This is a genomic window from Rhodococcus sp. IEGM 1354, from assembly GCF_030056855.1.
In the GTDB taxonomy this organism is placed as follows: domain Bacteria; phylum Actinomycetota; class Actinomycetes; order Mycobacteriales; family Mycobacteriaceae; genus Rhodococcoides.
Map to the genome: position 1 here is coordinate 135,758 of NZ_JASHKT010000009.1, position 21,367 is coordinate 157,124.

20 protein-coding genes are annotated in these 21,367 nt (G+C 63.1%); 8 read left to right on the top strand and 12 right to left on the bottom strand.

Annotated features, from left to right (window positions below; translation table 11 throughout):
• Positions 1–105: 105 nt before the first annotated feature.
• The 3 genes from QM588_RS19575 to QM588_RS19585 all read right to left on the bottom strand — a co-directional run bounded on the left by QM588_RS19575 (position 106) and on the right by QM588_RS19585 (position 1,942).
• On the bottom strand, positions 106–375 hold the full coding sequence (locus tag QM588_RS19575) for a GlsB/YeaQ/YmgE family stress response membrane protein (protein WP_027498459.1): 270 nt from the start codon (positions 373–375) through the stop codon (positions 106–108).
• An 87-nt stretch (positions 376–462) separates the two neighbouring features.
• Entirely contained in the window at positions 463–927 is a 465-nt protein-coding gene (locus tag QM588_RS19580) for an SRPBCC family protein (protein WP_027498458.1), read from the bottom strand.
• A 187-nt stretch (positions 928–1,114) separates the two neighbouring features.
• Complete coding sequence (locus tag QM588_RS19585) at positions 1,115–1,942, bottom strand: DUF1206 domain-containing protein (protein WP_442972949.1); 828 nt, start codon at positions 1,940–1,942, stop codon at positions 1,115–1,117.
• Between the two features lie 433 nt (positions 1,943–2,375).
• On the opposite strand from QM588_RS19585, the gene QM588_RS19590 reads away from it, so the two are divergent.
• The 5 genes from QM588_RS19590 (at position 2,376) to QM588_RS19610 (ending at position 7,169) form a co-directional block, all read left to right on the top strand.
• Positions 2,376–4,031 carry an FAD-dependent oxidoreductase gene (locus QM588_RS19590; RefSeq protein ID WP_283315795.1) on the top strand — a complete coding sequence of 552 codons (1,656 nt, stop codon included), beginning with the start codon at positions 2,376–2,378 and terminating at the stop codon, positions 4,029–4,031.
• Entirely contained in the window at positions 4,028–5,461 is a 1,434-nt protein-coding gene (locus QM588_RS19595) for an ATP-binding protein (protein WP_283315797.1), read from the top strand. The genes QM588_RS19590 and QM588_RS19595 overlap by 4 nt, the downstream gene beginning before the upstream one ends.
• Positions 5,458–5,802, top strand: a complete 345-nt coding sequence (locus QM588_RS19600) for a UBP-type zinc finger domain-containing protein (RefSeq protein ID WP_032382254.1) — start codon at positions 5,458–5,460, stop codon at positions 5,800–5,802. Before QM588_RS19595 ends, QM588_RS19600 begins: the two co-directional genes overlap by 4 nt.
• A gap of 80 nt (positions 5,803–5,882) precedes the next feature.
• The gene (locus QM588_RS19605; protein ID WP_283315801.1) at positions 5,883–6,560 is read left to right on the top strand and encodes a GOLPH3/VPS74 family protein; all 678 of its coding nucleotides are present in this window, start codon (positions 5,883–5,885) and stop codon (positions 6,558–6,560) included.
• Between the two features lie 6 nt (positions 6,561–6,566).
• Positions 6,567–7,169 carry a DJ-1/PfpI family protein gene (locus tag QM588_RS19610; RefSeq protein ID WP_283315804.1) on the top strand — a complete coding sequence of 201 codons (603 nt, stop codon included), beginning with the start codon at positions 6,567–6,569 and terminating at the stop codon, positions 7,167–7,169.
• On the opposite strand, the gene QM588_RS19615 is transcribed toward QM588_RS19610, so the two are convergent.
• Entirely contained in the window at positions 7,149–7,496 is a 348-nt protein-coding gene (locus QM588_RS19615) for a DoxX family protein (RefSeq protein WP_283315805.1), read from the bottom strand. The genes QM588_RS19610 and QM588_RS19615 overlap by 21 nt on opposite strands.
• A 79-nt stretch (positions 7,497–7,575) precedes the next feature.
• On the opposite strand from QM588_RS19615, the gene QM588_RS19620 reads away from it, so the two are divergent.
• Positions 7,576–7,905 (top strand): winged helix-turn-helix transcriptional regulator, encoded by a 330-nt coding sequence (locus QM588_RS19620; protein ID WP_283315807.1) that lies wholly within the window; start codon positions 7,576–7,578, stop codon positions 7,903–7,905.
• Between the two features lie 49 nt (positions 7,906–7,954).
• Here the strand turns inward: QM588_RS19620 and QM588_RS19625 are convergent, their stop codons facing one another.
• The gene (locus tag QM588_RS19625; protein WP_283315808.1) at positions 7,955–9,820 is read right to left on the bottom strand and encodes a BCCT family transporter; all 1,866 of its coding nucleotides are present in this window, start codon (positions 9,818–9,820) and stop codon (positions 7,955–7,957) included.
• 265 nt (positions 9,821–10,085) lie between these two features.
• On the opposite strand from QM588_RS19625, the gene QM588_RS19630 reads away from it, so the two are divergent.
• Complete coding sequence (locus tag QM588_RS19630; protein ID WP_283315809.1) at positions 10,086–11,003, top strand: serine/threonine-protein kinase; 918 nt, start codon at positions 10,086–10,088, stop codon at positions 11,001–11,003.
• Between the two features lie 60 nt (positions 11,004–11,063).
• Here the strand turns inward: QM588_RS19630 and QM588_RS19635 are convergent, their stop codons facing one another.
• Complete coding sequence (locus QM588_RS19635) at positions 11,064–12,545, bottom strand: amino acid permease (protein ID WP_222075024.1); 1,482 nt, start codon at positions 12,543–12,545, stop codon at positions 11,064–11,066.
• 406 nt (positions 12,546–12,951) lie between these two features.
• Between QM588_RS19635 and groL the strand changes: the two genes are divergently transcribed.
• A complete protein-coding gene (gene groL, locus QM588_RS19640; RefSeq protein WP_008713461.1) occupies positions 12,952–14,577 on the top strand; it encodes a chaperonin GroEL in 1,626 nt (541 codons plus the stop codon).
• 70 nt (positions 14,578–14,647) lie between these two features.
• Here the strand turns inward: groL and QM588_RS19645 are convergent, their stop codons facing one another.
• From QM588_RS19645 to QM588_RS19670, 6 genes are read right to left on the bottom strand one after another with little or no spacing between them, the layout of a single operon-like run.
• Complete coding sequence (locus QM588_RS19645) at positions 14,648–15,331, bottom strand: HAD family hydrolase (protein WP_283315812.1); 684 nt, start codon at positions 15,329–15,331, stop codon at positions 14,648–14,650.
• Between the two features lie 36 nt (positions 15,332–15,367).
• A complete protein-coding gene (locus QM588_RS19650; RefSeq protein WP_283315814.1) occupies positions 15,368–16,432 on the bottom strand; it encodes a LacI family DNA-binding transcriptional regulator in 1,065 nt (354 codons plus the stop codon).
• A 10-nt stretch (positions 16,433–16,442) separates the two neighbouring features.
• Positions 16,443–17,312, bottom strand: coding sequence for a glycerophosphodiester phosphodiesterase family protein (locus QM588_RS19655; protein WP_283315815.1), 870 nt, complete (start codon positions 17,310–17,312; stop codon positions 16,443–16,445).
• Positions 17,312–19,135: an ABC transporter permease gene (locus tag QM588_RS19660; protein ID WP_283315817.1), complete on the bottom strand. Its 1,824-nt coding sequence runs from the start codon at positions 19,133–19,135 to the stop codon at positions 17,312–17,314. Before QM588_RS19660 ends, QM588_RS19655 begins: the two co-directional genes overlap by 1 nt.
• A complete protein-coding gene (locus QM588_RS19665; RefSeq protein WP_201011051.1) occupies positions 19,132–20,205 on the bottom strand; it encodes an ABC transporter ATP-binding protein in 1,074 nt (357 codons plus the stop codon). Before QM588_RS19665 ends, QM588_RS19660 begins: the two co-directional genes overlap by 4 nt.
• Entirely contained in the window at positions 20,166–21,230 is a 1,065-nt protein-coding gene (locus tag QM588_RS19670; RefSeq protein ID WP_283315821.1) for an extracellular solute-binding protein, read from the bottom strand. The genes QM588_RS19665 and QM588_RS19670 overlap by 40 nt, the downstream gene beginning before the upstream one ends.
• Positions 21,231–21,367 lie beyond the last annotated feature (137 nt).

The following is a 21,367-nucleotide window of genomic DNA, read 5'->3' on the forward strand; positions in this document are numbered from 1 at the left end:
GGCAGAGATCGGACGCCGGGGACGGACCGGACGGCGAACAAAACGACTGCCGGGGCCCTCACAGAGTACGTGAGCGGCCCCGGCAGTCGGGAAGTGCGAGTGAAATCAGACGCGGCTGCGACCGGTCACGAGCTTGACCAGGAACAGCAGGATGCATGCACCGAGGATGCAGGTGATGAAGCTGAAGATCAGGCCGCCACCTTCGACGTCGACGCCGAAGACCTTGAGCAGGTATCCACCGATGAGGCCGCCGATGATGCCGACGACGATGTTCAGGATGATGCCCATCTGAGCATCCGTCTTCATGATCTTGCTGCCGATCCAGCCTGCGAGCCCGCCGATGATGATCCAGCCGATGATTCCGAGACCCAACATGTGTTGCCCCCACTTTCCGTGTGTTCGATTGCTTGTCGAAACCACGGATGCCCAGGGGCAACAAACCTGAAACCTTCCTGAGAAAAGTTATTTACGGCTCGACTTTTCGCTTTCGGTCTTGATTCGTCGGAGCGTGCTGTTCATGCCTTCGACCAACTCGACATCGAATTCGTCGATCCCGCCGAGGATCCGCTTGACCAGCAGTGACGACACGGCCGAGGTGCCGCTGGGGGCTTCCCGCTTCTCGACGACGGTGGTTCCGGTTGCCGTCGGAGTGAGTGTGTACGACCAGATCGTCTTGTTCTCGACGATGCGGAACGCCAGCGCCTTGTTCGGCTCGAAGGTGACGACCTTGGCGCTGGTCGGCCAGACGAGCAGGCCTTTGCGGTTGATGTTGAGCGTTCTGGTTCCTTTGCCGACGGGTCCGCCGAAGACCTTCATCTTCTTGCACTGTGGGCTCCACTCGCCCATGCGCTGCAGGTCCGACACGACCGACCACACGGCCTGCGGACTGGCATCGATGTCGATCGTGGCTTCGAGGGTCTTGCTCAACGGGGGCCTCCGGGTAGTGGGAATAGCTGCAACTGATCGTCACACCAATTGTGTGCATCCTATGTGGCCGTGACCACACTCGGCCACCATGTGAGTGGAAGCTCGTAGCCCACTACGAACTTCCACTCACCTGGGTCGTTCCGCGGGCTCCACTCCTGCTCACATGCGAGCGGAGCGAGCTCCCCGCTCACATGCGAGCGCGGCGAGCCAGGACGAACGCATACAGGCCGTACAGAGCGATTCCCACGCCGGCGAGGATCAACAGAACCTGCCCGTACGGCTGGGCTCCCAGGGTCTTGACAGCACCATCGATTCCGGTGGCCTTCGACGGGTCGGACTGCAGTACCGCCACGACGACGAGGATTCCCGCTCCCACGAGCGCCGTGCCCTTGGCCGCGTATCCGGCGATGCCGAGTTTCACGACCGCTCCGCTCTGGCTGCCCTCGAGGTCGTCGAGGAAATTCTTCGAGACGCCCTTGTAGACGTGGTATCCGCCGACACCGATGACGACCAGGGCGATGACGATCAATACGAGTTTGCCGCCACCGGATTCCATCAGTCGCGCCGAGTAGCCCGCGTTCTGTTGTCCGCTGGACTTACCGGATCCGGTCGCGAAGCCGTAGGTGGAGAATGCGAATGCGATGTAGACGATGGCCAGCGCGGCCGCCTTGAGTCGGTCCATCGCGCTGCCCTCGTCGGAATCGGACTTCTTGCCGACGATGGCCTCGACGATGCGCCACAGGGCCAGCGCCACGAACGCGACGACGGCAACCCACAGTGCGATCTTTCCGCCGGGCTTCTCGGCCAGTTCGGCGAGTGCTCCGGACTGGTCGGCGTTGCCGCCCTGGCCGAACGCCAATCGGACGGCGATGTACCCGATCAGGATGTGCAGCACTCCGCTGACGAAGTGGCCGGCCCGGGCCGCCTTCTCGAATGCACCGTTGTCCTGGACCGAATTTGCCAGTGATTTACCTGTTGCCGAATGTCCCGACGTGGATTTTCCCGACGTGTTCACGAACGTTCCCCGATCAGTTGATGTGGGCCGTTGTTTACCCCACCCAGAGCAGGGAGAAACGGTCTTTCGGCGCGAAACGCCGTACGAGATCCCAGATCGGCGTTAACGCCGGGCGGACACTGATCGATGTAGCAAGCGGAGTGTCGGGACCAACGAAGAAATTGTTCGGAGTGATCCACCGTGAAATTACAGTCGATAATGCGTCGTACCAGCAGTGATCTGCCCCTGTTGAAGAGCGCCAGGATGAGCGGCAGCCCGCGTACCTGGCCGGCCGAGAAGCTCGAGCGTCTGCTCACCCCGCAGGAGATCGATCTGATCAGGCGCGGCCGAATCTGACCCTGCTGTTCCCAGGCTCGACGTCGTCACTCACCTCCCGTAGCGGGCCCTGCGGTGGCATGCTCATGAGGTTGACGAGCACCAGTCCTGGAGGGTCATGAAACCGGTCATTCTCAGCGTCGACGACGATCCCGGAGTATCGCGTTCGGTCGCCCGCGACCTGCGTCGCCGGTACGGCGAGCAGTACCGCATCGTGCGGGCGGAATCCGGTGCCGGGGCGCTCGATGCACTGAAGGAATTGACGTTGCGCGGCACTCCGGTCGCTATCCTGTTGGCCGACTACCGCATGCCGAACATGAGCGGCATGGAATTTCTCGAACAGGCCATGGATCTGTTCCCGACGGCGCGGCGAATCCTGCTCACCGCGTATGCCGACACCGACGCTGCGATCGACGCCATCAACGTCATCGATCTCGACTACTACCTACTCAAGCCGTGGGACCCACCCGAGGAAAAGCTCTACCCCGTGCTCGACGCCCAACTCGAGGCCTGGTGCGCGTACGACCACCGAGCCGTCGAGGACACCAAGATCGTCGGCCACCGATGGTCTGCGCGGTCGTCGGAGATTCGCGAGTTTCTCGCCCGCAATCGACTGCCGTACCGCTGGTACATGTCCGACGAGTCCGAGGGCGCGCGTCTGCTGGCCGCGGCCGGAGTGGCAGACGACCGGCTCCCGGTGGTCATCACCACCGAAGGTGACGCGCTGATCGAGCCGTCCGATGCCGAACTCGGCAACCGCCTGGGGCTGACGGTCTCACCGTCGGAAGAGTTCTACGACCTCGTCGTCATCGGCGGCGGCCCGGCCGGTCTCGGCGCTGCGCTCTACGGCGCGTCCGAGGGACTGCGCACCACGTTGATCGAGCGCACTGCGACGGGCGGGCAGGCCGGGCAGAGTTCACGCATCGAGAACTACCTCGGCTTTCCCGACGGCGTCTCGGGTGCACAACTCGCGGAGCGGGCTCGGCGGCAGGCGCTGAAGTTCGGTGCCGAGGTGGTCACCACGCAGGACGTCGTGGCCTTGGAGACCAACGGCGCTGCGCGGACCGTGCGATTCGCCGACGGCCGCAGCATCAGCGCCCAGACGATCATCCTGTCCACCGGCGTCGCCTACCGCCGGTTGGAGGCCCCCGGAATCGACGACTTCATCGGCCGCGGGGTGTTCTACGGGTCGGCGATGACCGAGGCAGCTCGCTGCGCCGAGCAGGACGTCTTCATCGTCGGCGGCGCGAACTCGGCCGGCCAGGCAGCGGTCTATCTTTCGCGAGGCGCGAGGTCGGTGACGATCCTGATCCGCGCGGCGTCCCTCGAAGCATCGATGTCGTACTACCTCATCAAGCAGATCGAGGAGAACCCGAAGATCAGCGTTCGGCCGTGCACCGAGGTCGTCGGTGTCTCCGGTGACGGGCACCTCGAACAGATCAGGCTGCACAACAGGGCAACCGACGAGACGACGACGGTGGACGCGCAGTACCTGTTCCTGTTCATCGGCGCGGCACCGCGCACCGATTGGCTCGAGGGCGTGCTCGTTCGTGACGATCATGGATTCGTGGTGACGGGCCCCGATCTGGTCGTCGACGGCCGCGGTCCTGCCGGGTGGACCCCCGCGCGGCTGCCGCATCACCTCGAGACGAGTGTGCCCGGGGTGTTCGCGGCCGGGGACGTTCGGTCCGACTCGGCCAAACGTGTCGCGTCGGCAGTGGGAGAGGGAGCGATGGCCGTGATGTTGGTGCACAGATATCTGGCGAACCCGTGAACGCGCCCCTGTGTGATCCGGAGGAGTTGCGGACGCTGTTCTTGTTCGAGCAGCTCACCGACGCACAGCTCGCCGAGCTGTGTCGAGACGGCCGCATCGAGACGATCGAGCCGGGGCCGGTGTACGCGGAAGGCGACCCAGCGACGTGCTTCTACGTGTTGATCGAGGGCTCGGTGGTGCTCTCGAAGCTCTCGGGCGGGGAAGACCTGGTGGTCAATCGCACCTCGCAGCGTGGGGTGTATGCCGGTGCGTGGCAGGCATATCTGGGTGATCGAGTGCCGCAGACCTATCAGGGTTCGATGCGGGTGACCGCGCAGTCCCGGTTCTTCGTCCTCGATGCCGACTGCTTCGCCTCGATCGTGCGTGAGTGGTTCCCGATGGCCCTGCATCTGCTCGAGGGATTGTTCTTCGGAAACCAGAACACCAAGCAGGTCGTCGAGCAACGAGAACGCTTGTTGGCGTTGGGTTCTCTGTCGGCCGGGTTGACGCACGAGCTGAACAATCCGGCCGCGGCCGCGGTGCGGGCGACGTCCGCGTTGCGAAATCGGGTGGCGCACATGCGGCAGAAATTGGCAATGATTGCCGGCGGGACTCTCGATCGCTCGAGCTTGTCGCATCTGGTCGGACTGCAGAACGAGGCCGTGGAGTTGGTGGCCAAGGCGCCCAAGTTGACGGCCATGGAGGCGTCGGACAGGGAGGACGAGCTCGGAGAGTGGTTCGACGACAACGGAATCGACGGGGGATGGGATCTGGCCCCCACTTTCGTCTCGGCGGGTCTCGACGTGCCGTGGCTGGATCGGGTGTCGGCGACGGTGGGGGATCCGGCCATGCTCGAAGGGGCGATCAGGTGGCTCAACTACACGGTGGAAACCGAGTTGTTGATGAACGAGATCTCGGATTCGACCACTCGCATCTCCACTCTGGTCGGCGCAGCCAAGCAGTATTCGCAGATGGATCGAGCGCCGTACCAGACCGTCGACGTGCGGGAACTACTCGACAGCACGCTGATCATGCTGGGGCGCAAGATCGGTGACGATATCCGCGTGGTGAAGGAATACGACCCGTCGGTGCCGCCGATTCCCGCATATGCCGCCGAGCTCAATCAGGTGTGGACCAATCTGATCGACAACGCGGTGCAGGCCATGGAGGGCCGCGGCACACTCACCGTCCGCACACTTCTCGACGACGATCAGGTGCAGATCGAGGTGTGCGACACCGGACCCGGTGTGCCGGAGGACATTCGGTCACGAATATTCGAGCCGTTCTTCACCACCAAGGCCGTCGGTGAGGGCACGGGACTGGGTCTGGACATCTCGTGGCGGATCGTGGTGAAGAAACATCAGGGCGATCTGCGAGTGGTGTCCGAGCCAGGGGACACCCGGTTCATCGTGCGACTGCCCGTTCATCCAGCAATCGAGGAGGCATCATGACAATCGACGGTATCGATCCGACGGTCCCGCCGTCCGGTCCGGGCTGCGTGGAGTGCACGCAGACGCAGGGGTGGTGGGTGCATCTGCGGCGATGTGCGCAGTGCGGGCACATCGGGTGCTGTGACTCGTCTCCGTCGCAGCATGCCAGCAAGCACGCCGAATCCACTCGGCACCAATTCGTGCGCAGCTACGAGCCCGGTGAGGACTGGTTCTACAACTACGAGGACGAGCAGATGTACGACGGGCCCGAACTTGCTCCGCCGCAACATCATCCGCTCGATCAGACGGTTCCGGGCCCCCGTGAACGGGTGCCATCGAATTGGCAGAGTCTGATCAACTGAGTGGGCGGGGCCGACTGAACAGTCGATTTCGCCCGGATGAACACCGCAAATCCAGCGCGCACTGTGGGTAATCTCGCAGCATGACCTTGATTGCGGAGGACCTGCTGCTGTTGTTGCTCGACGACGAATCGGGCAAGCCATCGGCCGATTCCACCAAGTTGCCCCGTGTTCTCGCGGGTGCGCTGGTCGTCGAACTCGCCCTGGGCGGGTCGCTCCGCATCACCGGTCCCGGTGAGCAGACCAAGAAGGACCACGTCGTCGTCGCGGGAGATCCGCCCGCAGACCCGTTGCTGCGCCGGGTGTTCGATCTCGTGGCAACGGCGTCGCGGCCGATGAAGCCGCAGAAGGTGATCGAGAAGTCGCAGAAGAATCTGGCGAAGGAACTGGCTGCGCGTCTGGTCGCGCAGGGCTTCGTCACCGAGAAGCAGGACAAGGTCTGGGGACTGTTCCCGACGACGACGTGGCCGGCCCGCGACACCTCTCGGGAGAAGGTGCTGCGGGATGCACTGCGGAGTGCCCTCGTCGACGGCACGACGCCGACGCCGCATTCGGCTGCCCTGATCTCACTGATCTCGGCAGTCGATCTGACGCACAAGGTCATCGTCGACGCCGACAAGAAACTACTGAAGACCAGGGCCAAGCAGATCGCCGAGGGTGAGTGGGCGGGTGCGGCTGTCCGCAAAGCGGTCTCGGACGTCAATGCCGCGGTGACGGCAGCGATCATGGTTCCCGTCATCGTTTCGACCACGAGCAGCTGAGGCGATATGAGAAGCATTGCCATTCTGTTGTTCGACGACGTCGAGGTGCTCGATGCATGCGGGCCGTTCGAGGTGTTCTCGGTGGCCAATCGGGTGGCTCGACGTGCCGGTAGCGCGGTGCCTTTCGACGTGACGCTCGTCGGGCTCGAAAACGGAGCGGTACGCGCGCGAGGTGGGATGAGGATCGGCGTCGACACCACGATCGACGATCCACGGACCTACGACCTCGTCCTGATTCCCGGGGGTGTCGTCGACGCGGTCGAAGCGGACGGCCGAGTTCTTCAGTGGCTGCAGCGACTTCGACCCTCCGCAGAAGTTGTCGCATCGGTGTGCACCGGTGCGTTCGTTCTCGCCGCGGCGGGCCTGCTCGATTCGCGTCCGGTCACCACGCACTGGGAGGACCTCGACCTGTTGCGCACGCGCTGGCCTGCGCTGGCTGTGCACGAGGGAGTTCGATACATCGACCACGGTGATCTGGCGACGTCGGCCGGTATCAGTGCGGGCCTGGACCTCGCGCTGCACCTGGTCGCGCGGTGGACGAGCGCCGATCAGGCTCTCGCCACCGCGGGCCAGATGGACTACGACTGGTCAGGCGCTGAGCACCCGTAGGACCAGGGCGACGACGGCGAACACGGCCAGGCCTGCCGCCGGCCCGAATTCCTTGTCCTTGACGCGCAGGTGCGCGACGACTGCTCCGACGAAGTACGCGATGACGCCGATGGCTGCCGCGACCCCGATCGGCCACGCGAACAGGCCGACGAGCAGGCCGACGGCACCGAGGATCTCCGCGTAGGCCAACCACGGAATCTTGTCTGCGGGCACGCCCACCTGCTCGAGCATCGGTACGACGGAGGGGTTGCGCGTCAACTTTCCGACCGCGGAAAACGTGAGTGCCACGGCCAGCAGCACCGATACGGCGACTGTTGCGATGAACATGAGCCCTGCTTTCTTTTCTGAGGCCACTAGTGAATCAGAAGCGGCAAGGCAGGCAGTAGCACTTCGGTACGGTGGTGTCATGGCCGCGAACGAACCCACTCACGAACCTCGTGCCTGCGACGGAGCCTTGACCAAAGCGTTCGGCTTCCTCGGCAAGCGATGGAACGGAATTCTGCTGGCCACCCTGATGAACGGGTCGATGGGATTCGCGGACCTACGCCGGGCCGTCGGTGGCATCAGCGATTCGGTCCTGTCCGAGCGGCTCGGAGAGCTCGGCCAAGCCGGCCTGGTTCAGCGAACAGTGGATCACGGACCGCCGCTGTCGGTGCAGTACAGCCTGACTCAGTCCGGTGCGGCGCTGCTGCCGTCCCTGCAGGCACTGACCGACTGGGCTTCGAAAAACCTCTGACCCCCGCGAACATGTCGCGAGGGCCAGAGATCGGTGGGTGAGAAGGCGTTCAGTCCGCGTTCTTGCTGACGTTCTGGCCTTCGGCCGAATCTGCGAACTCCTGAGTGTCGAACACTTCGCCGCCCAGGGGATCGACCGGCGCGTTGTCGCCGGAGTACTCGACCGCACCCGTCTCGGGGTGAATCTCGAGTTGTTCGGTGGGCACCTCGTGCACCGCCAGTACGACGCTTCCGTCCGTGCGCGGCGGCGTCATTCCTTCCCGAGACGGTGCCAGGCCGGAGAACGTCGACGAAATCCCGGCACTCACTCGCTTGCGTGCTGCCGGTGACACCGGTGCGGTCTCCGGCTCGTCCTCCCCGACATCGGGTGTCGCGGAGACGCGCAAGTACCGCGGGGTGGTGGCGACGTCGTAGCGGAAGGCCTTGAGCATCGACACGCATGCCAGCACCAACACGATCGAGAACGGAACCGCCGTGGCTATCGACATCGTCTGCAGGGCCGTCAACGATCCTGTCCCGCCGATGAGGAGCAGCACCGTTGCTGCCACGCCCTCGAGAATGGACCAGTACACACGGGTGATCTTCGGGGGTTCGAGATCGCCACCGGTGGAGAGGATGTCGATCACCAGCGAGCCGGAGTCCGAGGAGGTCACGAAGAAGAACACGATGACGAAGATCGCCAGCACGCTGCTGATCGTGGCCAACGGCAACGTGTCGAGCAGCTGAAACAGACTCGTGTTGGTGTCGACGGCACCGTCGACCAACAGGTCGCCGTTCTCGCGCTGACGCAGGATGCCGGCATCACCGAAGATCGTGAACCACAGCGAGCCGATGATGGTCGGTGCCAGCAGCACTCCGAACACGAACTCACGGATGGTGCGGCCGCGTGAGATGCGGGCGATGAACATGCCCACGAACGGTGCCCAGCTCATCCACCAGCCCCAGTAGAAGATGGTCCAGTCGCCGGTCCAGCCGTCGTCGGAGAACGGTGACGTGCGCAGCATCAACTCTGGCAACGCTTGAATGTAGCCACCGAGGTTCTGCACCCACGACTGCATGAGAAACAGGCTCGGTCCGGCGATCAGGACGAAGACGGCCAGCGCCGCGGCCATTCCCATGTTGATGTTCGAGAGCCATTTGAGCCCTCGAGAGACGCCCGACACCACGGAGAACGTGGCAAGACCGGTGACGAACGCGATGATGATGACCGTCACCCAATTGTTGGTATCGACCCAACCCAGGTATTCGAGGCCGGCCGAGATCTGCTGCACGCCGAACCCGAGCGAGGTGGCCACGCCGAACAACGTGCCGATGATGGCGACGGCGTCGATCGCATGGCCGATGCCACCCTCGATGCGCTTGCGTCCCAGGAGCGGCTCGAGCAGCCAACGCACGGACAGCGGTCGTCCCTTGCGGTACGTCATGTAGGCCAACCCGAGTCCGACCACGACGTAGATCGCCCAGGCGTGCAGGCCCCAGTGGAACAGGGTCAGCTCCATCGCCTGACGGGCGGCAGGGTCGGTGCTGCCGGGAACGCCACCGGCTTCGGGTGGTGTGACGTAGTGCGACAAAGGCTCGGCGACGCCGTAGAACACCAGGCCGATGCCCATGCCGGCGCTGAACAGCATGGCGAACCACGACAGGACTCCGAACTCCGGCTTCTCGTCGTCACGTCCGAGACGGATATTGCCGACCTTGCTCAGTCCGCAGTACAGCGCGAAGACGACGAACCCGGTGGTGACGAGGATGTACCACCAGCCGACGCCGTTCGTGATGGCCTTGTTGAGCTTGTCGAACGCGTCCGCGGCGGTGCCTGCGTAGATCACCGAGAAGGTGATCATGACGAAGATGACGACGGAGGCGGGTACGAAGACCGGCTTCAGCAGCCCTCCCCACGCTTCCTTCACTGCTTTCATTTACTTGACTTCCTTAGAACTCGAGTCACGGTGATCGGCTGACCACTATCGGTATGCCGTTGTATTTCTCTTGTTTCGGTCAAGTACCGGTAAACACCATAAGCGACATCGGCGCTGGTGGCGAAACTGCTGCACGCTCTCGCGGCACCACCGAGTCGCCGGAATGTGCCCTGCGGACTACAGTTCTGTCGATGCTGCGGACTCGTCCGATCGTCCCTCTCGTGAGCCTGTGGGCTGTGAGTGAGGCTGCACAGCAGGTGATTCCATGACGCCCGGACGGTTGCAGCCGGGTACCGACTTCGCCGGTTTCAGGGTGCAGCGTCGCCTCGGGGTCGGCGGCATGAGTGAGGTGTACCTCGTACTCGGCCGCGGCCACGATCGGCTCGAAGCTCTGAAGATCCTCGACCGCGACGCCTCGCGCTCGCCGCGACTGCGCACCAAATTTCGGACCGAGGCCACGGTGGCCGAGCTGCTGGTGCATCCGAACATCGTGTCGGTGCACGAACACGGTGAGTTCGAGGGCCAGTTGTGGATGTCGATGCACTACGTCGACGGGTACAGCGCGGCGCGGTTGGTCGCTCGCGGTCAGATCGCTCTCGACATCTCCCGTGTGGCGCGCATCGTCGCCGAGGTGGCCAAGGGGCTCGACTACGCCCACTCGAACGGCGTTCTGCACCGCGACGTCAAGCCGTCGAACATCCTCATCTCCACCGAGCGAGTGGACGGCTACGAACAGGTGTTGTTGTCCGACTGGGGAATTGCGCGTCTGGTCGACGACTCGACGCCGCTGGTCGTCGGCGGAACGGTGCTGGCGTCCATCCATTACGCGGCACCGGAACTGCTTCGCGGGGGAGTGCTGAGCGCGCAGACCGACGTCTACGCATTGGGCGCGACGCTGGTCGAATTGCTGACCGGGCGAACGCCGTACCCCATGGCCACGCCGCTCGCGATCACCGCCGCACATCTGTCGGCCGAACCGCCTGCGGTGACGAGGCGTCGGCGATCACTGCCGCGGGGTCTCGACGCGGTGGTCGCACGCGCGTTGGCCAAGGACCCGGCCGATCGTTTCGAGACCTGTGTGGAACTGGCCGACGCTGTTGCTGCCGCCATCTCTGCCGGGGTTCCGGAACCGCCCGTGCGGCGCTCACCGTTCACTCGATCGAGATGGCTCAGGTTTTCCTGACTCCATGAGCAGGGCCCCGCATCGAGTCGATGCGGGGCCCAGTTCTTCGGGGTGTAAGGGTCACTCCTCCGGTTCGGTCGGACGGTTTGCCACCACCGGGTACTGACCGGTGTAGCCCATTCGTTCCTCGGCCACCGAGAGCACCTTGGTGCGCACCAGGAACCAGCCGCCGATGAGTGCGGGGATGATGACGACGAGGGTCGCGATGGTCCACGAGCCGATCGGGGCGTCGAAGGCCATCAGCACCAGCACGCCGAACAGGAATACCAGCGTCGCGTAGCTCGTGTACGGCGCACCGAACAGTCGGAACTTGGGCCGCTTCAGGATGCCCTTCTTGGACCAGCGGTACAGCTGAATCTGGCACAGCACGATGGTCGCCCAGCTGGCGATGATGCCCAGTGCGGACATGTTCAGCACGATCTCGAACGCTTCGCCCGGGGCGATGGCGTTGAGGGCGACACCGAACAGGGTGATGAAGCAGGTCAGCAGAATGCCGCCGAACGGCACTCCGCCCTTGGTCATCTTCTTGGTGAACTCCGGTGCACTACCGTTCATCGCCATCGACCGCAGGATGCGGCCGGTCGAGTACAGGCCGGCGTTCAGGGAAGACAGTGCCGCCGTGAGCACCACGATGTTCATGATGGTGCCCGCGCCGCCGAGGCCGATGCTCGAGAAGAACGTCACGAACGGCGACGTTCCGGACTGGTATGCGGTGTACGGCATCAGCAGGGCGAGCAGTACGAGCGAGCCGACGTAGAACAGTGCGATACGTGCGATGACCGAGTTGATCGCCCGCGGCATGATCTTCTCCGGGTTCTCGGTCTCACCGGCCGCGGTGCCCACCAATTCCACTGCTGCATAGGCGAACACGACGCCCGAGATGACGATCACCAGCGGCCATGCGCCGGACGGGAACAGGCCGCCGTTGTCGGTGATCAAGCTGATTCCGGGCATCTCGGAGCCGACGGGGATGCGGCCGGCCAAGAAGACGATGCCGACGATCAAGAAGGTCACCAGCGCGATGACCTTGATCATGGCCGCCCAGAATTCCATCTCACCGAACCACTTGACCGACACCAGGTTCAGGCTCATCACCAGAACCAGTGCGACCAGCGCGATGGCCCACTGCGGAATCACCTCGAAACTTCCCCAGTAATGCATGTACGTCGCGATGGCGGTGACGTCTACGATGGCCGTCATCGCCCAGTTGAGGAAGTACATCCACCCGGCGACGAATGCAGCCTTCTCGCCGAAGAACTCGCGAGCGTACGAGACGAAGCTGCCCGACGACGGGCGGTGCAACACCAACTCGCCGAGGGCACGGAGAATGAAGAAGACGAAAATTCCACAGAGGGCGTAGGCGAGGAACAGGCCGGGCCCGGCACTGGCGAGGCGTCCGCCCGCACCGAGGAACAGGCCGGTGCCGATTGCGCCACCGATCGCGATCATCTGCAACTGTCGAGGTTTGAGGCCCTTGTGGTAGCCCTCTTCCTCGTGGTCCATCGCCGAGTTGTCGTACGACGTGTCGACCGTATCGGACATGTTCGATCCTCACTGTCGCTTTTGCGGGGGTTTGTCCGAATTTTTCGGGTGTCGAAACCGTTGTCGCTCAACGGTATTAGCGTCGCGGGTTCGATGCACGGTTTTGCGATGTTAACAATGCGTACGGGTGTGAACAGTGTGTGACGAATGCCGGGTCTGCTGAGCATCTGCTCGAGACCGTCGTCCCGCGGTGGCGTCGAGCATGGGGGGTGCGGTGGTTCGCTGGCGGCGGACGACCTTGCACTCACCATGGGCGAGTGCTAGAAATGCAGTTGGCACTCTCGACACGTGAGTGCCAGGTCGGGACACGGTGAGGCCGGGGAATCAACGACACCCCTGGTCGTCCGTCGCGGGCACCGAGCTCGGCCAGCAATGTGTCACCCCCAATCCGGAGGATCACTTCGCAATGGCCAAGATCATCGCGTTCGACGAAGAGGCACGCCGTGGCCTCGAGCGAGGCCTCAATGCCCTCGCCGACGCAGTAAAGGTGACGTTGGGCCCCAAGGGTCGCAACGTCGTACTCGAGAAGAAGTGGGGAGCTCCCACGATCACCAACGATGGTGTTTCCATCGCCAAGGAGATCGAGCTCGAAGATCCCTACGAGAAGATCGGTGCCGAGCTCGTCAAGGAGGTCGCCAAGAAGACCGACGACGTCGCAGGCGACGGCACCACCACCGCTACCGTTCTCGCTCAGGCACTCGTCCGTGAAGGCCTGCGCAACGTCGCAGCCGGCGCGAACCCGCTCGGCCTCAAGCGCGGCATCGAGAAGGCTGTTGCAGCCGTCACCGAGTCGCTGCTCGCGTCCGCCAAGGAGATCGACACCAAGGAGCAGATCGCTGCTACCGCTGGCATCTCCGCAGGCGACCCGTCCATCGGCGAGCTCATCGCCGAGGCAATGGACAAGGTCGGCAAGGAAGGCGTCATCACGGTCGAGGAGTCCAACACCTTCGGACTGCAGCTCGAGCTCACCGAGGGCATGCGCTTCGACAAGGGCTACATCTCGGCGTACTTCGCCACCGATGCAGAGCGTCAGGAAGCCGTCCTCGAAGACGCGTACATCCTGCTCGTCAGCTCCAAGATCAGCACCGTCAAGGACCTGCTGCCGCTGCTGGAGAAGGTCATCCAGTCCGGCAAGCCGCTCGTCATCATCGCCGAGGACGTCGAGGGCGAAGCTCTCTCCACCCTCGTGGTGAACAAGATCCGTGGCACCTTCAAGTCCGTCGCCGTCAAGGCTCCCGGATTCGGTGACCGTCGCAAGGCGCAGCTCGCCGACATCGCCATCCTCACGGGCGGCGAGGTCATCAGCGAAGAGGTCGGCCTCTCCCTGGAGACCGCCGGACTCGAGCTGCTCGGTCAGGCACGCAAGGTCGTCATCACCAAGGACGAGACCACCATCGTCGAAGGCTCGGGAGATTCCGACGCCATCGCCGGTCGCGTCAACCAGATCCGCGCCGAGATCGAGAACTCCGATTCCGACTACGACCGCGAGAAGCTGCAGGAGCGCCTGGCCAAGCTGGCCGGTGGCGTTGCAGTCATCAAGGCCGGAGCGGCAACCGAGGTCGAGCTCAAGGAGCGCAAGCACCGCATCGAAGATGCAGTGCGTAACGCCAAGGCAGCCGTCGAAGAAGGCATCGTCGCCGGTGGCGGCGTGGCACTGCTCCAGGCAGCGCCCGCACTCGACAACCTCAAGCTCGACGGTGACGAGGCAACCGGCGTGAACATCGTTCGCGTCGCACTGTCCGCCCCGCTCAAGCAGATCGCATTCAACGCAGGCCTCGAGCCCGGCGTCGTTGCGGACAAGGTCTCCAACCTGCCCGCAGGTCACGGCCTCAACGCCGCGACCAACGAGTACGAGGACCTGCTCGCTGCAGGCATCAACGACCCGGTCAAGGTCACCCGCTCGGCGCTGCAGAACGCAGCGTCCATCGCGGCTCTGTTCCTCACCACCGAGGCCGTCGTCGCCGACAAGCCCGAGAAGGCCGGAGCGCCCGCTGGCGATCCGACCGGTGGCATGGGCGGCATGGACTTCTGAGTCCCGTCTTGCACTGAAGAAGCCCGGCACCTTTCGAGGTGCCGGGCTTTTTCGTGTTCGAATCGCGGCGTCAGACTTCGATGTGGTGTTTTGCCAGTGCGTTCGCAAGACCGTCGGACCGCAGGCCTGTCGGAAGCGACTCGACGAGCGAGACGGCGCAACCGACCGACGCTGCTGCGCCGTCTGTCCCGGGACTGTCTCCGATCATCAAGGTCTTTTCCGGTCGTCCTCCGATTCGTTCGATCGCCGTGGTGAACGCGGTCGGATCGGGCTTGCCTGCGCCGAGTTCGTAGGACAGGACGAAGCTCTCGATCCACCGATCCCAGCCGCGCGATGTGAACGCGGGACGGATATCGAACGAGATATTGCTCAGCACCGCGACCGGAATTCCTGCGGTGCAGAGTTTTTCGAGTACTGCACCGGTGTCGGGGTACGGCGTCCACCGAAGAGGATCGACGAGGACGTCGAGCATCGGTAGCACGTCGACTCCCGAGGATGCGTCGAATCTTTCGAGGATCTCGGTGTAAACACTGCGATGCATGGACGGGTCGAGATCGCGGAGCTCCCACGCTCGGTGGTCTTCGTCGTTCAACGGCACGGGAGGACCTGCGGGTTCGGTCAGCCAGCTCACGACGGTGTCGAGTTCGTCGGGACTGAGATCAGGGGTGTTCCAGTCGGACGTCGGTTCGAGGCGGAACAGTGTTCCCGAGAAGTCGAAGACGACGGACTCGATCGGGGTACGGATTTCGGTCATCGGTGTGCGGCCTTTCGGATACGGAAATCAGTGCCATCACGAGGTACGGCTGGGGGCGGACAGGCTGGTGCCCGGGACGAAGGTGCCGCGAACGACCTCGTGTCGAACCGGGACCGAAGCGCGGTCGTGGAGCAGTTCGGCCATCAACTGCACGGCGCGCTCGGCAACCTGTTTCACCGACAGTCGCACTGTCGCCAGACCGATGAGTTCGATGCCCATGGCGGCGCCGTCCAGGCCGGTGACCGAGAGGTCTCGTGGAACGTCGAGGCCTTCTGCACGCGCACGTTCGAGGCAGGACACAGCGCGTGCGTCGTTCGGAAACATGGCGGCGGTGATGTCATGGCTGCGAGCCAATGTCATGACGTCGTCGAGCCGATCGTGGGTCGATCCGAAAACGTCTGCCGTCAAGCGGCGTACACGCACTCCCCGCCCGTCGAGGTGCGCGGCGATGGCCGTGCCGCGCCGGTTCTCGTTGACCGACAGCATGCGCGAGGGGATGAGAACGGCAACGTCTCGGTGCCCGTTCGACGCGACCTGATCGGCGATGATCGCGCCGTTGGTGTCCTCGTCGTTGGACACGGCATGAATGGCGGGATGATCCTCCACCCTGCCTACCGAAATCACGGGTACAGATGCGAGAAACGGCTCGAGGTCGTGGGCGGACACCACCCCGGTAGCGACCATGAGGCCGCTGACGCGCATCCCCAGCATTCGGTGCAGCGCAAGCAATTCACTGTCGGCCCGCTCACCTACGGCAGGGCTCGTGGTGATCAGCTGCAGGTTGCGTCGAGCGACCGCAGTCTGCAACTCCGCATGCAGCAATCCGTAGGCCGGGTTCGCCGGATCTCGCAGCATCAGACCGATGAGGCCCGACGCCTTGCCGGCCAGCCCCTGCGCATTCATATTCGGCACGTAGCTCAATTCCCGGACCGCGCGATGCACTCGCTCTCGGGTTTCCTCGGAGACGGGTGCCGTGCCGGTCAGCACCCGCGAGACCGTGGCGCGCGAGACTCCCGCGAGACGAGCTACGTCGTCCATTTTCACGCCGAGCGTCGAACTGCCGTTTCGGGAATCGGGCTTGCCCGCGTTCTTGTCGCTCACTCCGCGGACATTACTGCGACCGCGATGGCGAGTCGTACGTCGCGGTCGAACGAAGATGGCCGATGAGCAGGCCCGGCCAGTCGGTCTGAATGATGTCGGGATCGAGTGCGGTCAGCCGGTCCCACCCGAACTCCGGGCCGCGGAGTATCGATGTCTCGTCGTCCCACCCACAGAACAAGTGGTCCCGACTGCGCATGGTCAACGCGCTCAGGAACACCAGCTTGCCCTGCGCGTGCAGCCATTCGGTGTAGTCGGGTGTCGCAAATTCGTGACCGGGCCGATCCGCGATCAATTCGATTCCAATGGTGTTGACGTCATCTCGGGCGAGTACCTGGAGCACCTCTTGGTGGGTGCGCGCTATGGGGGCGAGGCTGTACTTGACGGGATGTGCCGCCAACGCGTCGAGCCAGACGGTCTCGACCGGACATTTCAGTAGCACTCGACCGTCGATTGCGAACCGGTCCAGGTAGGGCAGGAGCGTATCCCAGAACCACCACGACCGATCGACGTTGAACAGGGTGTCGGGGTGGTTGTTCAAGACGTCGGCAAGCGCTGTGACCCCGTACGGTTCGTCGGAATTCCACCGGTAACGCAGCGCCCGAATCTGCTCGGCCGTCAGTGTGCCGATCTTGTCCTCGAAGCCGAAATGCAGGGCCTCGTACCCGTCGTGAAACAGGAAGAACTCGCCGTCGGTCGATCGCACGACGTCGAATTCGACCATGTCTGCGCCCTGCCGGACCGCAGCGACAACAGCTGCCTGGGTGTTCTCGGCGATCGACCCGAGTCCCGTTCCCCGGTGCACCGCGACTAGTGGACGCCGAAGGGCGAGTGCGGTGTTGATAGTGGCGTTCTCCTGGGCGTACTGCGGTGAACCGAACATCATTTCTCCTGTATTGCGCCGGACAACACTGGTGCTGCGACGGTGGTCACGAGCGTCCGCGTCGGGGTGTGGGTAGTGCCTTCGGGTTCGAGAGCCTGTGCGCGACGGTATCTTTCGCTACCACGGGAGTGGCTCGTTCTTCCGTACACCAGATACATCGTCGTTCCTGTGATCACCATCAGAATGACGGTGTAGACGAAGGTCAGGGCGGTGGCGTCGTTGAGTGTTTCCGAGGTCGTCGCGTTCTTGATCACGATGCCGAGCGGCTGATAAAGCGGGTGAGACAGGAAGACGGCCATGTCGTAGTCGTCGAGCAGGCTGTTGAAATTCAGTGCGGCGACGGCAGCCGCAGTGGGTGCGACGATGGGAAACAACACGCGGCGAAACGTGGTGAACGTACTCGCGCCGAGGATCGCCGCCGCTTCCTCGAGCTGATCGGGCACCGACGCGTACGCCGCCTGCAATACCCGCATGGTGAACGGGATCTTCACGATCACGTACGCGATTGCGAGGATCGACACTGTCCCGGTGAGCACTGCGTTGCCGACCATCCATTCGCTGTGGTCGAACGCAATGATCAGTCCGAGCGCGATCATGGTGGACGGCAGAATCCAGGGAATGAGCAGCAGGTACTGAATCGCGCTGGTGATCGGATTTCGATAGCGCTGCACGATCCGCGCTACGAACAGCATTCCGAAGACCACGACGGCCGTGGCTGCGGCGCTGTAACCGATGCTGACGAGCAATGGCCACAGGTGGGTGTAGTCGGTGAACACCTGCGCGTAGTTGCTCAGCGTGAAGCTGTCCCACGACAGGCTGGCACTTTGGATCGCGGCGGAGTCGGTGAACGAGAATATGATGATCAGCAGAGGCGGCAGTGTGTACACGGCGAACAGCACGTAAGCCACCGCATGCACGATCGCGTTGACCACCGGATTTTCGATCTTCTGCTTTTTCATCGTGGCAGGTACTTTCGAGACAGAGAAGTACGTCCCCCCTTTTTCCAGCTTGTTCATCACCATCAGCAGCACGATTGTGGCAAGGCCGAGGACGATGGCGAGCGTAGCCGCAAGATCACGCGAACTCGGAGCGCTGGCGAACGCGAGAATCAAGGGCGTAATCGTCTGAAAGTCCTGACCGCCCAGCACCTGTGGTGCTGCCAGTGCGCCGAGACCGCCCAGAAAGGTGAGGATGGTGATGGCAAAGATCATCGGCCGCAGCGTCGGTAGAACTACAGATCGCAGTACGGACCAATTGGACGCGCCCATCATTTTCGCGGCCTCGATGGTCGAGAAGTCGACCTTCGCCATGGCGCTGCTCAAGAAGAGTAGGTGATAACCGGTGGAGGCGAACGTCATCACGAACGCGACAGCAAACATTCCGCTGAACCAGCCGGCATCGAGACCGGGCCACAGTCGCCGGACGGCGGTGGTGACGATTCCGTTCTGTCCGTAGATGAACTTGTAGCCGGCGACGAGAACGATGCCACCGTAGATCAGCGTCGTGGCATAGCCGATGGAAAGAATCCTCGAGCCGCGGATATCGAAATAGCGGGTCACCAGCACGATGAAGATGCCCACTGCGTTGACGGTGACCGACAATACGATCGCCAGCAGAAGGCTGTTGCGCAATGACGCCATTGCTCGATCCGAGGACGAAAGACGTTCGATTGCACTGAAACTCGGATTTCCGCCGGGGAGAAAGACTTGGCCGAGCAGGCGCAGATTCGGATAGATCAGAAACGCTCCGATGAACCAGAGCAGCGCGGCCCCGACAATCGAGAACAGCGGTGAACGGAGGAGTTGCCCGGCAGATCTGTTCATGCCGCGTCCTCGTACTGAAGGACGTCGCGAGCATCGACGTCGATGTCCACCACGTCACCCTTGTCGAAAACGCGGCCGGCGCTTTCCGGAACGATGCTGCGCAACGGTCCACCGGCCGTATCGATGTGGTACGAGCTGTACAGCCCGTGGTAACTCCGAGAACGGATTTCTCCTCGCATCGTCTCGTGCAACAGGCGTGCCTCCGACGCGGGGGTGAGAGCGACTTTCTCGACGCGGACGTAGCTGGGCTTGCTCGGGTCGAGATGTTGCGCACCGCCGGCGCGAAGAGCATCGATCATGTCGGTACTCAACCGGTTCGACTCACCGACGAAGTTGCAGACGAATTCGGTGGAGGACCGCGTGTAGACCTGGTTCGGGGTGCCCACCTGTTCGATGCGTCCGCCGTTCATGACTGCGATGCGGTCGCTGAGGGCCAAGGCTTCGTCCTGATCGTGGGTGACATAAACCGTGGTGATGCCGAATTGCGTCTGTAGTTCCTTGAGTTGGCCGCGCAACTGTCCGCGGAGCTTCGCGTCGAGGTTCGAGAGCGGTTCGTCGAGCAGCAGAATGCGTGGGCGCAGCACCAAAGCACGCGCAATGGCGACGCGTTGTTGTTGTCCGCCAGACAGTTCGGCGATGCCCTTGTCCAGGATGGCCTCACTCAGGTCGACGTCGCGAGCAATGGAACGGACACGCTCGTCCCGCTCCGACGCCGATACCCCGGTTGCCTTCAGGCCGAAGGCCATGTTGTCGCGGACGGAGAGGGAGGGGAACAATGCGTAGTTCTGGAACACCATCCCGATCTGGCGTCGGTGACTGGGCAAGTGGGTCACGTTCTGACCGGCAACGTGCACCTCACCCGAATGCGGCGTGACGAATCCCGCAAGGGTGCGCAACGCCGTCGACTTCCCACATCCAGACGGGCCGAGCAGCGTGAAGAATTCACCTTCTTCGACCGTGAGATCGTATTCCGGCAGTACCGTGACGTCGCCGTAGCGGACGACGACCTTGTCGAACGTGATCACCGCCGTCAGCCCTTCGAGTATTCGAGCTCGATTTTCTCGATCCACTTGTCGATGTTCTGCGCGACGAGGTCCCAATCGATGTCTTGAACGGTGAACGAGTCCGTCTGTGCGATTGCGTCCTGGTCGGCAGTGGCCAGCGCCATTCTGTTGGTCGGGGCAGTGAAGAACTTGTTGGACCAGGCGGCCTGAACGTCGGCGGATCCGAACCAGTCGATGAACCGTTTCGCTTCCTCTGTCTTCTTGGTCCCCTTCACCAGCGCGACCTGCTGGACCGCGTAGGGGACACCTATCGCGGGCTCGACAGCCTCGGATTCGATGTCGTACTGAGCTTCGCGAGCGGGTTTGCCTGCCAGCCACATCTGTCCGGCGTCGACCTCACCACTCTTCATGCGTGCATAGAGATCGGTACCCGGGACCGAGGGATTCCCCTTCGCGAAGTACGACTCGATCTGTGACCAGCCCTCGGCGCTCACACCGAGCTCGCCTTCTGGGTCTGGATAGCGAGCCAGGATTCCGGCGATGACCATTTGGGTGGTCGCGCCGCCGAGAGTCGTCTGCACCTCGTAGCGGTTCTCGAACTGGGGCTTGGTCCAGAGATCGGACCAGTCCTGCGGGGCGTCTGCCGCACTGGGGTACGCGGCTTTGTTGTAGACGAGCATGACCGGCTCGCGCACGATCGGCCAGAACAGATCGGTGTCCGCGTCGCCCAATGACGCGTCGACATCGTCGGACCATGCCGGCGTGTAGGGCTCGAGAACGTCCTGCGCTTTGAGCTTCTCGAAGTACACGTTGTTCAGTCCGAAGGTGACGTCCGCGAGCGGATTGTTCTTCTCTGCGGTCAGCCGGTTCATCACGTCTCCGCCGCCCAGATCCACGAAGTTCAAGGTGAAGCCGGCTGCCTTTGCTTGTTCTGACAGCCACTCGCCACGCCCATCGCCGACCGAGTTGGTGTAGATCACCAGCGATTCGCCCTGTTCGCTGTCGGTTTTGTCGCTCGGTGGGGCACATGCGCCGGTCAGAAGCGTTGCCGTGACGATCAATCCCGTGAACAGTTTTTTCGTGTGGTTCATCTCGGTCTTTCAAGTCGTGCGCCAGTGAACGCGCTTTCATCGTGTTTCTGAAGCTTGACGGCGCAATGTATACAGCACCAACCGTGAAAGTGAACGCAAAGGAAACTAGTAATGAAAGCGCGTTCATTTGGGCATCC

Coding starts and splice junctions, on each gene's coding strand:
- QM588_RS19575 (WP_027498459.1), bottom strand. CDS start 375: ATGTTGGGTCTCGGAATCATCGGCTGGATCATCATCGGCGGGCTCGCA.
- QM588_RS19590 (WP_283315795.1), top strand. CDS start 2,376: ATGAAACCGGTCATTCTCAGCGTCGACGACGATCCCGGAGTATCGCGT.
- QM588_RS19600 (WP_032382254.1), top strand. CDS start 5,458: ATGACAATCGACGGTATCGATCCGACGGTCCCGCCGTCCGGTCCGGGC.
- QM588_RS19605 (WP_283315801.1), top strand. CDS start 5,883: ATGACCTTGATTGCGGAGGACCTGCTGCTGTTGTTGCTCGACGACGAA.
- QM588_RS19610 (WP_283315804.1), top strand. CDS start 6,567: ATGAGAAGCATTGCCATTCTGTTGTTCGACGACGTCGAGGTGCTCGAT.
- QM588_RS19615 (WP_283315805.1), bottom strand. CDS start 7,496: ATGTTCATCGCAACAGTCGCCGTATCGGTGCTGCTGGCCGTGGCACTC.
- QM588_RS19620 (WP_283315807.1), top strand. CDS start 7,576: ATGGCCGCGAACGAACCCACTCACGAACCTCGTGCCTGCGACGGAGCC.
- QM588_RS19625 (WP_283315808.1), bottom strand. CDS start 9,820: ATGAAAGCAGTGAAGGAAGCGTGGGGAGGGCTGCTGAAGCCGGTCTTC.
- QM588_RS19630 (WP_283315809.1), top strand. CDS start 10,086: ATGACGCCCGGACGGTTGCAGCCGGGTACCGACTTCGCCGGTTTCAGG.
- QM588_RS19635 (WP_222075024.1), bottom strand. CDS start 12,545: ATGTCCGATACGGTCGACACGTCGTACGACAACTCGGCGATGGACCAC.
- groL (WP_008713461.1), top strand. CDS start 12,952: ATGGCCAAGATCATCGCGTTCGACGAAGAGGCACGCCGTGGCCTCGAG.
- QM588_RS19645 (WP_283315812.1), bottom strand. CDS start 15,331: ATGACCGAAATCCGTACCCCGATCGAGTCCGTCGTCTTCGACTTCTCG.
- QM588_RS19655 (WP_283315815.1), bottom strand. CDS start 17,312: ATGTTCGGTTCACCGCAGTACGCCCAGGAGAACGCCACTATCAACACC.
- QM588_RS19660 (WP_283315817.1), bottom strand. CDS start 19,135: ATGAACAGATCTGCCGGGCAACTCCTCCGTTCACCGCTGTTCTCGATT.
- QM588_RS19670 (WP_283315821.1), bottom strand. CDS start 21,230: ATGAACCACACGAAAAAACTGTTCACGGGATTGATCGTCACGGCAACG.